We start from the raw sequence: 13,581 nt of genomic DNA, 5'->3' as shown, positions 1-13,581 counted from the left end.
CTTACTCAACGATCTCTCCATTTTTAACAAGTTGTTTCCATTCGCTTCCTAAATTCGTTGTTATATAGATCGATTCGCTTGCGGTATGAAATACAATCTCTTCTTCATTCTGTGGATTGACAGCGATATAATCGATCGTTTTAATTTCATCTTTTGGCATTGGCAATTCCTTCTCATCCCCATTACTAAGATTTTGAATGACTAACTTGTTATTTCCTTTTGAATAAATTAGTTGGTTTGGCCTTAATGAAACTGAGCTGACAGATATTTCATCCGAAACACGATCAAATGAACTTCCCTTATTACTTGAAAGATATAAACCCGTTGGGGATGTTATCGCTAGTACATTTGAATCAATTGGATGAGTCGCTATACCAGATAGTTGATTAGGAATCCCATTTAGCTGAATTTCCTCCCATTTAGCTGCATCCTCGCTATAATAGACACCAATATCCATCTCACTATTCTTTTGTTGATTCACTGCATATATAGCATGACTCTCATACCCTACTGAGAGATAATGAAAATCTGATTCTCCCTGAAACCCTAGCTCTTCTAATGTTTTTCCTCTGTCCGTACTTTTAATTAGACCAAGTGGGTTAGGAAGATCAGATCCTTCTCCTGGATGCCCGCTACTATAAAATCCATCAGAAACAGCATTAAAACCCATGTAATCATTTTTATTCTCTTTCCCTTCATACCAGAAGTCCTCATAATAGATAATCGGGCCATTATGAGTCGCAATCATTAATTCATTGCGATTCCCTGGGTATCCCATACCATGAACATGTTCTATTTGTTTATTTTGTAATTCACCATATAAACTGGAATCCTTTAAAGAAACGAGATTATCTTCACCATCTTTGACTTGAATCATCTCAGTATTCTCTTCAGGTTTCGCTTCATCATTATTCTGACATCCTGCGCTAATTAGTAAGGTTGTTGTTCCTACTATAAAAAACCATTTTGATTTCAAATCATGACCATCCTTCTTTTTCAATTTTGACATTCACTAATACTCTAGCACTTAATTATTGAGAAGTTGTGCAAAATGAATTGTTCCAACTAGAAGACTCCAAAAAAACCTTTAACAGGAACATGAGAAGGATGTTTTGCACTAGATCAAAAAAAAACATGCACCTATCTTTTGATCAGAATAGGTGCATGATAAAAAGACAAGGCATGGAATCTATTTAACCGTTAGTTCAGATTCTGTAACCCATTTATGATTGGTTACTTCTTCCCCTCCAGAAGCAGACATATAATCTACCATATAGACAGTCGTAGGATTTGATGATTCAATGATACCTTTAGCTCCGTTCATACCTTTCATGTGCGAAGCTGTAATGGTAACTTCTTTTCCTTTTTCTAAATTTTCATCTCCAGCTTCTTCTATTTCCTCTTGTATAATCCACTTGTGGTTATTTACTTTTTCACCACCGGAAGTAGGCGTATACGAAATCACATATGCCGTCGTCTCATAAGCACCTTTAATTGTAGCTTCAGCACCTTCCATTCCTTTCATATGACTTGCAGTGATGATCGCTTTGCTACCAACTTCAAAAGTTGGGTTTTTTGCTTCCTTTAAACCTTCTGGAATATCACTAGAGCCTGAATGATTCATGCCGTCCATACTTTCCTCTGAATTAGAATTCATTTGTGAAGATTCCTTATTTGTCTCCTCATTCATCATGCTTTCATTATTACCGCATGCAACCAATAATAACGAAAGAATAGCAATGGTCATAGCTATTGCGCTTTTATTCTTCATCGTATTCCTCCTACTTCCCTTAACTTTTATTTAGTATGGCCGAAAGAGATGGCCAAGGTAAATATTACCTTCAGAGTATGAATTTATTGTGCAGAAAACATTACTTTTTTACGACAATAATTATGAGGAATCAAATCGGAATTTTGTGGTCTGTTCAAACAAATCAAAAAAAAACATCATTTCGAATCAAGATGAACGAAATGATGTTTTATTATTATATTTAAATTGGCTATGTTAGCTCATAATGTTGATTTCTTAACTTTTGGCTCATTCGAGTGAAACCTCAGTTTCACTCGAATGAGCCAAAAATCAACACTGTTCATTAACATAGCCTTTAAATTAAGCTAACGCTCCCAATAGGTGGAGAGTTAATTATCCAAAACTACGTTTATAGAGGAGGGAGCACCTTGGAAGCACTTTTAGAACTGACTCGTTGCAGCATATATTCAAGGAGGAAAAGATAATCTTTCTGATTCCCTGTGTTTTTAGAAAGCTCGGATAATTGCTCTAAAATATACAAACAGTCATTTTCGTATAGGCTATAGTTATCAAATCCTAAAATTGTCTGGCGAGCAAATTCCCATAGGTCTTTGTGTACTTCCTTATCCATCGTTTTACTTAGAAGGGAAATCATCGTTAACAGCTCTGTCAGAACTGTCGAATTCTGATTTGCAAACTCACGAATGGAGGCAAATCCTTTATGAAGAAAGTAGGGAAAGTCCTTCTGATTTAAGATAATACGAAGCTCCTGTTTCTGGTCGAAAAGGTAAGGAGAGAAATTCCTAGACTGACCAATGCTTTTCAACAAATCAGCAATCTGATGTATTGTATTTGTAACCGTAAGAGGGTCATTATGACCTAAAGCCTTAATGGCTACTTCGGCAAGCTTTATTAGGCCATACTCGAGGTCTTGAATTTCTGTTCGTTTGACTCCAATCTCAATGGACTTAAGGTAGCGGTCGGGATTAATGGTTTGTCCGTATTCCCAATAAGTCAGCAACGGGGTTCCTTCTATTACAAATTCTCCAATTCTGACATCGAACCTTAGGATGATGTCATCTCTATTCGCCTGTTTAATTAATCTTGAAAAGTCAGCGACTTGAAGATAACCAGATTGACTGGTTTTTATAATTTTGCCATCAGCATCAAGTGGAAGGGATTCTTTCTCTATCTCCTTCTCAAGGTGGTAAGGATTTAATTCTTTTTCTAGAGAAGCCTGGACTGATTTTGACTTGGCATTCATATTGAAGCTGATATTGTGAACCTGCATCCAAGTAGCTGTATGGTTTATAAAATAAATGAAGGTCACAGCAGCTGTAATAGCTGTCAGAATGGATAAGACCGGTGTCGCAACGACATACTCCTCTTCTCCATGCGTCACGTATAAGAAGTTTAAGAGCACGTAAATAAAACTTCCGTTAAAAATACCGAGTACGTGCTGGGTCGCTCGGTCACTCACAAAGTTCACTAGCATTTTGGAAGAGAACTGCCCGCTAAACGTCGTCAGGGCGACGAGCAAGGAGTTAAGTGTAAAGGCACTTAAGGTCAGCACCCCTCCTACGAGTGCACTCAATAGAACTTGCAGAGTTTGTCCGCTGAAACCAATCCCAATTGGCAGATACAAGCTAACATCCACTACATAATCGAGATAATAGGTAAAAGCGGATAAACCGACAGCTCCAACGATATACCAAAATGGCATAAACCAAATGGTAGAATTTAATTCACTTTTCCGCTGACGTCTCGACATTCTTAAATATTTCCTTATATAGTAAAAGAACCCCATTTGATCACCATTCTGTTTTTATGAATTTCAATACTTCTATCTTGTCCTACCCCACAAAATAGCAAACTAACCTGGATTTTAATGTCATCACAAAATTAAGTGAACAATCGAGTTCTCCAAGGCTCCTTCGTCTTTCGGGATGTGCAATTCACGATAGAAGCGCTTATAGCAGAACCTATCGCCCTTCCATCGTTCAATAGTGTGGTCTTTATCTATAAAAAATGACCTCCAATTTTATGGAAGTCATAATATCGTTTATTTAACTAACGCTCCTATATCTCATTACGATATAAGGTCTTGTTTTTTCTTCCTCTTTTGTTTGAATATAATAGGGATCAGTTCCTTTATAATCTATTTCTATAATTTCCTGACCTTTAAACTTGTGATCTTTTGAGATAAATTCTTTAAGTCCATTTTCTTCATTAAAATCTTTTAATAGGTTAAATGAACCACAAGAAGATATTCCTAATATAGTTAGTAGAAATATCCCATTAGTATAATTTCCTTCATTCCAACCCCCCAAATACTTTTTGCATCTAAATCTCTTAAGCTATCCTAAGGGAAAGGGAATCTCCTATGCTAATTATTTCTAATCAGTCCACATAAATCAGTCATTTGTTTCCTCCCCACTTAAAAAGTTACATAGATCCTACAAAATTTATACACTTATTATTACAATTCTTTAAATTATAATTAAAACTTTTAGTATAACATTATTTTTATAGTTTGCAGATTGGGAAACTAGTTCTATTAACAACCAATTAAACCTCTCGTCGGACGGTACATTTCCCAATATTATTATTTTCTGGGTCATGTTACCATAATATTAGTAATAGTCGAACTTTTCTGACATACATATTCGGGCCCGGGACCTGAACACCACGAGTACATAGTTTGATTGTTATACGCTATAAAATTATGGGAGGAAATGAAATGAAAGCTACTTTAAGAACATTAAGTGCTTTGTTTAGCCTGGTTCTCGTTCTATCCTTATTGGTAGGAAACTTACATTTCTCTACACCGTCTGCCTCTGCCGCTCCGGTAGACAAAGGACCGAAAGACTTCCTCGTTGGTTTTAAATCAGATATTAAAACAACTCAAATCAATAACATTAAAAACATAGGTGGACAAGTTAAACATCAATATAAATTTATGGATACGATGCTTGTCTCTTTGCCCGAAAAAGCAGCAGAAGCTCTTAAGAAAAACCCTAATGTGTCGTATGTAGAAGAAGACCAAATGGCGTATGCGATCGGACAAACAACGCCGTGGGGTATCTCTCACATAAAAGCAGATCAAGTTCACGCAACTGGAAACACTGGCTCTGGTGTTAAAGTTGCTGTTTTAGATACAGGAATTGAAGCTAGCCATGAAGATCTTAATGTGAGTGGCGGTGCAAGCTTCGTTTCTGGTGAGCCAGATGCTTTCACTGATGGAAATGGCCATGGTACGCACGTTGCAGGAACTGTTGCTGGACTGAATAACAACGTTGGCGTCCTTGGTGTTGCGCATACTGCTAGTCTATACGCTGTAAAAGTATTAGACAGCTCTGGAAGTGGAACTTATAGCGGCATCATTCAAGGAATTGAGTGGGCAGTGGACAACAATATGGATGTGATCAACATGAGTTTGGGCGGTAGTTCTGGATCAACTGCACTTCAAGAAGCGAATGACAATGCTTACAACTCAGGTGTGTTAGTCGTTGCGGCAGCTGGAAACGAAGGAACAAGAGGTAAGAAAAACACAATCGGCTATCCTGCAAAATATGCTTCTGTAATGGCAGTAGGTGCAGTAGATTCAAGTAACAACCGTGCTTCGTTCTCTAGCGTAGGATCTGAACTAGAAGTAATGGCTCCAGGTGTTAACATCTTAAGCTCTGTGCCTGGTAATAGCTATGACAGCTATAATGGTACGTCGATGGCCTCTCCTCACGTAGCTGGAGCAGCTGCGCTTATCATGGCAGGCAACTCTGGGTTATCAAACGCACAGGTTCGTCAAAAGCTTATTGATACAGCCATTCCGCTTGGAGAATCTTTCTATTATGGTAACGGCGTAATCGATGTGTACGAAGCAACCAGATAATAAGTTAATAGAAAAGCATGGATCGATAATTATAATGATCCATGCTTTTTGTCTTGTTTTCCATACCTAGATTATACTCAATACTTTTTTCAGCAGTGATGTCCGTCTTTTCCAACCACTTATATCCTTTTTAGATTAACGCTCCAAGATTGTTGAATAAGTTTAAATAATCCAACCATTGAAAACCATACCTAAATTAATGAGCATATGAAAGACTATAGATGGGTAAATACTTTTTGACTTTATTACCACGATCGCATAGAAAAGCCCACCGAAAGAGAATAGTATACTCAGCATTACAGGTATTCCGATTGATATATGTAAGAGACCAAAACCGACACTTGTAATCAAAACAGCATATAAGGTGGAGACATTCCTTTTTAAACTTGATAACATCACACCTCTCCATAATACTTCTTCCAAAGTAGCATTTATAAGGGCAAACAAAATCCCAAAGAGGAATAGTGATTTTATATAGCTCGTCTCCTGAAAGAGAGCTGGTAAAAGGATGATGCACGAACCAATCAATCCAAAAAGCAAGAAGCGCGCTACCTTTATCTGATGAAAGGGCATAATAATTTGATTGTTCCAATTAGGTAAATGAGAGTATAAGAATATTTTTTGCTTGGAAATTTTGAGTGAAATGATGGTGCTAGTAAGGATAAACAATAGGAAGCTTCTATTTATTAAAACTTTCGTTTCTTGAGAGATACTTAACTTATACATATAGGCACTCCCAATTTGAAAGATAAGTAGCCCTAACAAAAAGAATATAAACAAAGAAACTGAAGAACGGTAGTCCTTATTTAGAAAGTATAATAAAAACAAGCATGACAGTGGTATTAATCCTAAAACAAACAGTTTAAAAGAAAAAAGAGTAATCCCCCCAAAAAATAGGGCTGCAGAAAGCAAGAAAAATGTATTCTTTCTCAAATTGATGATTTAAACCTCCACCTTTTTCAATATCCACTGTTAAGGGACATTTCCAATTTCAGATAAGCTCCGAGACTGTTTAATAATTAGATTAACTGTAACCCTATTATTTGAGATTAAACATACCTTTTCCAGTTTTCATATCTATTGGTAATGATGAATGTTCGTGTGTTATGAGCCAAGATTCATTTACTTTTCTTAAGCCTAATGTAAAACGGTTTGTCATTTCACGAAGTTTTTCTTCAGGCTGTTCTCTGTAAGCAACGAACGTAACAGCACAATGAGCAAATGCAACATTAGTATTTTCCTCAATAGTTAAGTCATCAAAATCTACTTTTAGAACATCTCTTTCTTCACTCAAGCCATTAAACCACTCTATTACATTTTGTCTCCATGACGAAATCCCCCTACACTCCCATTTTCCCCAGCAATCGTAAATATGTACATCAGCAGCATAGGTAGATAGGAATTTTTCAGCATCTTGTTCATAAACGGCAGATTTGTAATTTTCAAGAACGTCCTGAACCGTACTAATACCAATCGTCATAAGTTACCTCCTTTATAAAAAGTGAAGTTCATTATATTATTTCCCTATTCAATCCTTTTTTCCTTCTTCAAAAATCCTGCCCAAAACATGCTAGGTCGCTTATCTATTTATTAAGCAAGCGCTCCAAAATTGTTGTAGATTTATTGATTTCGAGGGTCAATTTACGGCATCCCCCGGAGGACCTTTGTTGAAGATGCACCTGATTACAGTTCAAGCTATTTCTTGAAGATCTCGTTATCTACATCAAAAAATCCTTCATTAAAGAAAGGCTATGTTAATTGACAATGTTGATTTTTGGCTTATTCGAGTGAAACTGAGGTTTCACTCGAATAAGCCAAAAACCGAGAAATCAACATTATGAGCTAACATAGCGTAAAGAAAAAAACGGCACCCCTATGAAATAGTGTGCCGTTTTGCTTCAAAATAGGAAAACTATTCAAGTTCATCTGATAAATTAGCAAGCGGTTTATCTGCTGGACCTTCCACAACTTTACCATCGTATCCGAAACGAGAACCATGACACGGACAGTCCCACGTTCGATCGCCATCATTCCATTCAACTTCACAGTATAAGTGTGTACAGGTTGTATCGACGAGATGAATACAACCTTCAGAGTCTTTGTAAGCTCCAGCACGTTTTCCGTTAACGCGAACAACCGCTCCTTCATCGTCCTTTAACTCAGAAAGTTTTTTCTTCGGAATGGACAATTTCCCTTTAACGAAATGTCCTGCTACATCAGCATTTTGGACCAAAAATGTTTTCATGCTTGGGTCAGCATAGAACCTAGAAGGGATAAACAAATCCATATAAGGATTATCGTTTGCTAGTACATAATCTCGGAAAAGAAGCGCTGCAGCTGTACCATTCGTCATTCCCCATTTATGGAATCCCGTCGCTATCAACACATTTTCCTGTCCTTTTGTGACAGGACCTATGTAAGGCAGTTTATCTAATGTATAAAAATCTTCTGCCGACCATCTGTAAGCAACTTTCTCTATCCCTAATGTTTCTTCGCCGAAGAATTTAAGCGCTTTGTAGTGATCGCTCAATCGGTTACCTTGACCCGTTTTGTGGCTTTCACCACCGAATAGCACAAGTTTCTCACCGTTAAACGTATGACTTCTTAGCGATCGCTTTGGATCCTCAGCACTTAAATACATGCCCTCAGGAAACTTCTTCTTAGTCGAAGCAGCGACAACGTAAGAAGCTTCGGCATACATTCGTGTGAAATAGAGAGCATTTCCGTCATAGAACGGGAAATGCGAGCATGCTAGAACATGTTTACATGTAACAGTGGACCCGTTTTTCGTCACGACAACTGGTTTTGTCCCTTTTTGAACATCGATTGCGACCGTTTGTTCATACAGTTGTCCGCCCTTTTCTAAAAACGCCTCTACAAGCGGGGTTAAATAAGCAACAGGATCAAACTGAGCCTGATTTTTCATTACGATTCCAGCTTTGATCGAGATGTCAATTGGCATGCTGTTTACGAACTCTCCTTCAATACCAAGCTGCTGGTAAGCCCTCATCTCGCTTGTCAGCTTTCTTGCATATTCGGGAGTTGTCGCATAGAGGTAAGCATCTTCTTCAGAGAATGTACATGAAATGGAATTTTTCTCAACCGTTTGCTTAATGTACTGCATCGCTTCTGTGTTTGCTTGATAGTATTGCTTTGCTTTTTCCTTACCGAAGTGATTTAAGAACTCATCATAAATAAGGTCATGTTGAGCAGTTATTTTGGCTGTGGTATGACCGGTTGTTCCGTTTAGAATCTGATTTGCTTCAAGTAGGACAACTCGTATCCCTTCATTTGCAAGAAGATAAGCTGATGTAATACCTGTTATACCACCACCTACAATGACAACATCTGTTTCAATATTTTCTTTTAAAGGTGGATGAGAAGTACGTTTTTTATTAACTTGCCAGACTGGTTCTGGAGCATCTGGCCATTCTTTACTCGGTGTCAATTGGATAACCTCCTTTATGGATCAACTTTCCTATTTTCACCATTATTTAGCGAATCATTCTTTATAAAAGCTCTTTTCGTATATATTGTTGTTGAAAGAGTAGGTCAATTTCCGCTCCAGCGGGGTCTCACCTTTCCCGCTAGTCCAGCAGGAGTCGAGCTTCTTCCGCTCCAATTAGCGAAGTCGGGTTCTTTTAAGAAAATCCTTTCAAAAGCAACAATCTTTTAGAAAAGAGCCTTATAAAAAAAAGACACCTCTCGATGAAGAGAGATGTCTTTCCTTTTTCGAACGATTACGAATGCTTTTCTTCTATTTGAAATTGTTGCTGAGCTAATTTCTTATAGAGGCTACTCTGTGTCATAAGTTCTTCGTGCGTTCCTTTTCCTGAAACTTTCCCATTCTCCATCACAAGAATTTGATCCGCGTGAACAACTGTAGACAGTCGGTGAGCAATGACAATGGTCGTTCGTCCCTCCATTAAATTATTCAATGCTCGTTGAACCTGAACTTCAGACGTACTGTCGAGACTTGATGTTGCTTCATCCAACAGCAAAAGATATGGATTTCTTACAATGGCTCTAGCAATAGCAATACGCTGTCGCTGGCCACCGGAAAGCTTAATTCCACGCTCACCTATTTCAGTATCGAAGCCTTCTGGGAGATCCATTATGAAAGGAAGAGCAAAGGCTTGTTCGGCTGCATCTATTAATTCTTGCTCTGAAACGTTCTGTTCCAAGCCGTATAGAATGTTATCACGTATTGATCCTCCAATAAGCGGGCTTTCTTGAGACACATACCCGATTTGCTTACGCCACGATTGAAGCGAGAATGTATGAATATCCTTGCCGCCAAGCGTAATGGACCCTTCCTGCGGTTTATAAAATCGCTCGATCAAGGAAAACGTTGTCGTTTTCCCGCTTCCACTAGGACCTACAATAGCTGTCACTTTGCCAGGTGGAACATCGAAAGAAGCCCCTTTCAGTACTGCTTCTTTACCGTATGAGAATTCAATGTCGTTAAACATTAGCGACTGAGCTGGATCGACGACTTCATCGCCACTTGTTCGTTCTTCGCTATCGTGGTGCAACAGAACTTGAAGGCGTTCGGTTGCTCCCATAGCTTTCTGGATCGCGGTTAAGAAACGCGCCATCGAGCTAAAAGGAATGATGATTTGGAACAGATAGAGTAAGAAGGCAACAAGTTCACCTGCTGATAGTTCCCCCGTTGAAACCCGAACGCCGCCGTACCCTACAATAATAACGAGAACGCCCATTAGTAATAACGTGATAAGTGGCATTAATAGTGCGTATATTTTAGCTTCTTTCATACTGTAAGAGAAAACGTTATTAATTCCCTGCTTACCATTCTCCTCTTCAACATTTTCCGCCATGGAGAATTTCACAAGGCGTACTTCTGATAGAACCTGTGTAATGGTTGCGGTGAATTTAGCCGTTTCCTCCTGAAGTCCCTTTGATACTTTATACATTCGCTTACCAATGAAACGAATGCCGATCATCATAATTGGGACAACTGCAAGTAAAATAGCTGTTAGTTTCCAATCAAGATAGAGAAGTATACCGATTGATCCTACAATAGAAAGAGTGCTAGTTAATAAATTGATTAAGTGATTGGAAACTAAGTCTTTAATGACGCCTGTATCATTTACAATACGACTTGTTGTATCACCGACACGATTGCTATCAAAATAAGCGACCTGAAGAGATAGTACCTTATTCATTAAACGCTCACGAAGACGAGCGACTACCGTCTCACCAATATAGAGAAGTAGATACATTGAGAGACCAGAGAAAATAGCTTGAACGATAAAGGCCGTAATTAATAAAGCAATCACACTGGATGAAAGCGAGTTTGCAGACAGCTGATCAACCAAGTTTTTAGTGAAGAACGGCACAATTAACCCTGCGATTGTCCCCACCACGCTCATGAAAATCGCAATTGACACTAAAGGTTTGGACGGTTTTGTCTCTCGAATCAGTTTAGAAAGATCGCGCCAATTCATCCGTTTTTCTGTATTGTTTTCTTTCATACTAGCTTCCCCCTTGATTCCCTAGTATAGCTCTATTTCTTTACCAATGAAATCTAGCTCTTTTTTATACAAGCCTCTTTTTGTAGACAATGTTTCTATAGTGAGTTCATTTCCGCTTCAGGATGCTCGCTTTCCACCGGGCTGGCGGTGAGCCTCCTTCCGCTCCCATTAGCAAAATGTGGTTTTTAATTTGTTCCAAAATCAACAATCTGTTAGAAAAGATCCTCATACAAAAAGAAGGAAGGGGTTTTCCCCCTCCCTTGCTTTCAAACGTATTTTATTTAGAAGCTTTCTTTCACAACGACACGCTCTAGTGGAAAACGAGCTGTACCGTGTGCTTCTACTGCTGCTTTACCAACAGATATGAGCATAGTCGGAACATAACGTGTTGGAATGTTAAACTCTTCTACCAGTGCAACCGGATTGAAACCGCCCATTGCAACCGTGTCGTAGTCTTTAGCTTTTGCTGCTAGCATAAGCTGCATAGCTGCGAGTGAACTGTTTTTGATTGCTTCGCTTAGAGCAAAGCCTTCTCGTTCATAAGCACCATTGATCTGACTAACGAGTGCTTCTTTCACAGCATCTTCCATAAAGCCTAGTTCAACAGCTTGACCATATATTTCTTCTGCGTGTAGGTTAGCTTCTGTGTCACCTAGAATCACAATTGTTGCAGAACTATCAACAATTTGTTGTTGGTTAAACGCAATTGGCAGCAACTTTTCTTTCTGCTCTTGATTTTGAATAACTAAGAACTTCCAATGTTGCAGGTTCCAAGATGATGGTGCTTCAATAGTCGCATTGAGCATTTCATCCATTACGTCTTCAGGGATTTCAACACCCTTTTCAAACTTTCTTACTGAGTGTCGATCTTTCATAACTTCTAATACACTTTGCTTTTCTTGAGTATCTACAGACATGATTTCGCTCCTTTAAGTTATCTAAGGTGTAGTTTAGTCCAGTTAACAGTCGATGCTGTTATCCACAACCATAATGTAACATATTAAGTTACAGTTAGTAACCAAAAATACTTAGCAATTATGACAGTATCTTCCCTTTTTGCCTGTCGTTTTATTAACCCAGTTTTGGATACCGCTTTTCACTTGTTTCATGAATGAGTTTGCTGTTCGCTCTGGAAAATCAATAATTAATTTCAATCGCGAAAGTTCCGTCGTTAACTTGATTGCGAGTTCTGGATATGACAGGTATAAAGCTCGATACGATGCTTGATCGAGTTGAATGAGCTCAACATTAGTAATGGTTTTTGCATACAAATTCTCATGTACAAAAATGGATCGGTTACCAAGAACATCATTTGCACCTAGCACCGCGAGTGGTGTTTCCATATTGTCGGCATGGTAGATTGCCACACTTCCCTTTTTGATAATGTAAACATCGCGATTTGTATGTTCTGGCTTAATTAGCATTCTAGCTTCATTTCGTTTCATCAACCGACCAGAACGTTCTAACTTGTTCCAATCCTTCATGTTCAACTTGCTTTCTACATTTCTTTCTGCCAGACCTGTACTCATGTCTGCTCACCCCCAATAAAATATTGAAATTATTTTTATTACAGTTTAAACAATAAACAAAAACAATCGATTACAATTGTTTTTGTTTTAGGCTTTGAATAATATCACGAATCGTGTATTGTTGCAAAAATGCTGTTAAATGATTCTCAGCATCTGTAAATATGTCGCCAAGTACACTAGACAAATTCGCTCCTACGAGGCAATATTCATTTGAATCAGGACACTTTGGCTTAAGAGCCCCAACAGATGTTAAGTTGTAGATCTTATCAAGCGTAACATCTTCTACCCTACAAGCGAGGGTGAAGCCACCACCCGCGCCTTCTTTAGAAGCGATATAATCGCTTTTTTTGAGTAAACTAAGAATTTTCCTCATACGAACGGGATGGACTGAAGCACTTCCAGCTAGGTAGTCACTTGTCGCCATTTGTCCAGGCTTTATCGCAAGCAACGCCAGGCTGTGCACGGCGAGAGTAAAATCACTATTCAATTCCAGCGCCTCCCTACACTTTCTTCCACTTCCATCCTACCGTATTTCTTTTATAGCTTGCAAGAAAATTTTAACAGGGAATGACTTCCTCTGATTCATTTCGCAGCTGGTTGAGCTGATCGGAAAGTTCCATAAACCATTCCTTATCTTTCGTAATTAAGGATACCTCAATTAAGTTTAAAAGATATGATTCGTCTTTTTCGAAATCTGGCTCTTCAAGTTGAGCAATACGATTTTGGAAAGTTTCAATTGTTTTGCCTACTGTTTCTGGATTATCGCACTCAAGAACGAAGATTTTAATCGTTCCGAGATAGTTATTAACTGATTCTACATAACCATGAATCAATTCATCATGGACTGACTTTCCTTTAACCCAATCACCTTTTTGGTAAAGAGATTGTTGATGTAGTTGGTTCATCATTGTTTCTCCC

13 protein-coding genes are annotated in these 13,581 nt (G+C 38.4%); 1 reads left to right on the top strand and 12 read right to left on the bottom strand.

The genetic code is table 11. The features are described from left to right. Nucleotide 1: 1 nt before the first annotated feature. From AB986_RS14355 to AB986_RS14340, 4 genes are all read right to left on the bottom strand, one after another. The gene (locus AB986_RS14355) at nt 2-1,009 is read right to left on the bottom strand and encodes a F510_1955 family glycosylhydrolase (RefSeq protein WP_048311851.1); all 1,008 of its coding nucleotides are present in this window, start codon (nt 1,007-1,009) and stop codon (nt 2-4) included. 180 nt (nt 1,010-1,189) lie between these two features. After that, the gene (locus tag AB986_RS14350; protein ID WP_048311850.1) at nt 1,190-1,771 is read right to left on the bottom strand and encodes a YdhK family protein; all 582 of its coding nucleotides are present in this window, start codon (nt 1,769-1,771) and stop codon (nt 1,190-1,192) included. A gap of 388 nt (nt 1,772-2,159) precedes the next feature. Beyond that, nucleotides 2,160-3,521, bottom strand: a complete 1,362-nt coding sequence (locus tag AB986_RS14345; RefSeq protein ID WP_053216198.1) for a DUF2254 domain-containing protein — start codon at nt 3,519-3,521, stop codon at nt 2,160-2,162. A gap of 295 nt (nt 3,522-3,816) precedes the next feature. Continuing rightward, a complete protein-coding gene (locus AB986_RS14340; RefSeq protein ID WP_048311848.1) occupies nt 3,817-4,080 on the bottom strand; it encodes a hypothetical protein in 264 nt (87 codons plus the stop codon). Between the two features lie 410 nt (nt 4,081-4,490). On the opposite strand from AB986_RS14340, the gene AB986_RS14335 reads away from it, so the two are divergent. After that, nucleotides 4,491-5,639 (top strand): S8 family peptidase, encoded by a 1,149-nt coding sequence (locus AB986_RS14335; RefSeq protein ID WP_048311846.1) that lies wholly within the window; start codon nt 4,491-4,493, stop codon nt 5,637-5,639. 162 nt (nt 5,640-5,801) lie between these two features. Here AB986_RS14335 and AB986_RS14330 read toward each other — a convergent pair whose 3' ends face one another. The 8 genes from AB986_RS14330 to AB986_RS14290 all read right to left on the bottom strand — a co-directional run bounded on the left by AB986_RS14330 (nt 5,802) and on the right by AB986_RS14290 (nt 13,571). Continuing rightward, nucleotides 5,802-6,365 carry a CPBP family intramembrane glutamic endopeptidase gene (locus AB986_RS14330; RefSeq protein ID WP_236690387.1) on the bottom strand — a complete coding sequence of 188 codons (564 nt, stop codon included), beginning with the start codon at nt 6,363-6,365 and terminating at the stop codon, nt 5,802-5,804. Between the two features lie 313 nt (nt 6,366-6,678). Beyond that, a complete protein-coding gene (locus tag AB986_RS14325; RefSeq protein ID WP_048311844.1) occupies nt 6,679-7,119 on the bottom strand; it encodes a YybH family protein in 441 nt (146 codons plus the stop codon). Nucleotides 7,120-7,551: 432 nt separating this feature from the next. Beyond that, nucleotides 7,552-9,087, bottom strand: a complete 1,536-nt coding sequence (locus AB986_RS14320) for an FAD-dependent oxidoreductase (RefSeq protein WP_048311843.1) — start codon at nt 9,085-9,087, stop codon at nt 7,552-7,554. A gap of 292 nt (nt 9,088-9,379) precedes the next feature. Next, the gene (locus AB986_RS14310; RefSeq protein ID WP_048311841.1) at nt 9,380-11,134 is read right to left on the bottom strand and encodes an ABC transporter ATP-binding protein; all 1,755 of its coding nucleotides are present in this window, start codon (nt 11,132-11,134) and stop codon (nt 9,380-9,382) included. Between the two features lie 281 nt (nt 11,135-11,415). Further along, a complete protein-coding gene (locus AB986_RS14305; RefSeq protein ID WP_048311840.1) occupies nt 11,416-12,051 on the bottom strand; it encodes a nitroreductase family protein in 636 nt (211 codons plus the stop codon). A 111-nt stretch (nt 12,052-12,162) separates the two neighbouring features. Continuing rightward, nucleotides 12,163-12,663, bottom strand: a complete 501-nt coding sequence (locus AB986_RS14300; protein ID WP_048311839.1) for a Crp/Fnr family transcriptional regulator — start codon at nt 12,661-12,663, stop codon at nt 12,163-12,165. A gap of 70 nt (nt 12,664-12,733) precedes the next feature. Beyond that, on the bottom strand, nt 12,734-13,150 hold the full coding sequence (locus AB986_RS14295) for an RrF2 family transcriptional regulator (protein ID WP_048311837.1): 417 nt from the start codon (nt 13,148-13,150) through the stop codon (nt 12,734-12,736). A 70-nt stretch (nt 13,151-13,220) separates the two neighbouring features. Next, complete coding sequence (locus tag AB986_RS14290; protein ID WP_053216197.1) at nt 13,221-13,571, bottom strand: IDEAL domain-containing protein; 351 nt, start codon at nt 13,569-13,571, stop codon at nt 13,221-13,223. Between the last annotated feature and the right edge of the window lie 10 nt (nt 13,572-13,581).

Origin of the sequence: Guptibacillus hwajinpoensis (assembly GCF_001039475.1) — a bacterium.
Classification (GTDB): domain Bacteria; phylum Bacillota; class Bacilli; order Bacillales; family Guptibacillaceae; genus Guptibacillus; species Guptibacillus hwajinpoensis.
The sequence above is the reverse complement of the archived record's forward strand: the minus strand, read 5'-3'. Positions and strand labels throughout refer to the sequence as shown.

Coding starts and splice junctions, on each gene's coding strand:
- AB986_RS14355 (WP_048311851.1), bottom strand. CDS start 1,009: ATGTCAAAATTGAAAAAGAAGGATGGTCATGATTTGAAATCAAAATGG.
- AB986_RS14350 (WP_048311850.1), bottom strand. CDS start 1,771: ATGAAGAATAAAAGCGCAATAGCTATGACCATTGCTATTCTTTCGTTA.
- AB986_RS14345 (WP_053216198.1), bottom strand. CDS start 3,521: ATGTCGAGACGTCAGCGGAAAAGTGAATTAAATTCTACCATTTGGTTT.
- AB986_RS14335 (WP_048311846.1), top strand. CDS start 4,491: ATGAAAGCTACTTTAAGAACATTAAGTGCTTTGTTTAGCCTGGTTCTC.
- AB986_RS14330 (WP_236690387.1), bottom strand. CDS start 6,365: ATGTATAAGTTAAGTATCTCTCAAGAAACGAAAGTTTTAATAAATAGA.
- AB986_RS14325 (WP_048311844.1), bottom strand. CDS start 7,119: ATGACGATTGGTATTAGTACGGTTCAGGACGTTCTTGAAAATTACAAA.
- AB986_RS14310 (WP_048311841.1), bottom strand. CDS start 11,134: ATGAAAGAAAACAATACAGAAAAACGGATGAATTGGCGCGATCTTTCT.
- AB986_RS14305 (WP_048311840.1), bottom strand. CDS start 12,051: ATGTCTGTAGATACTCAAGAAAAGCAAAGTGTATTAGAAGTTATGAAA.
- AB986_RS14300 (WP_048311839.1), bottom strand. CDS start 12,663: ATGAGTACAGGTCTGGCAGAAAGAAATGTAGAAAGCAAGTTGAACATG.
- AB986_RS14290 (WP_053216197.1), bottom strand. CDS start 13,571: ATGATGAACCAACTACATCAACAATCTCTTTACCAAAAAGGTGATTGG.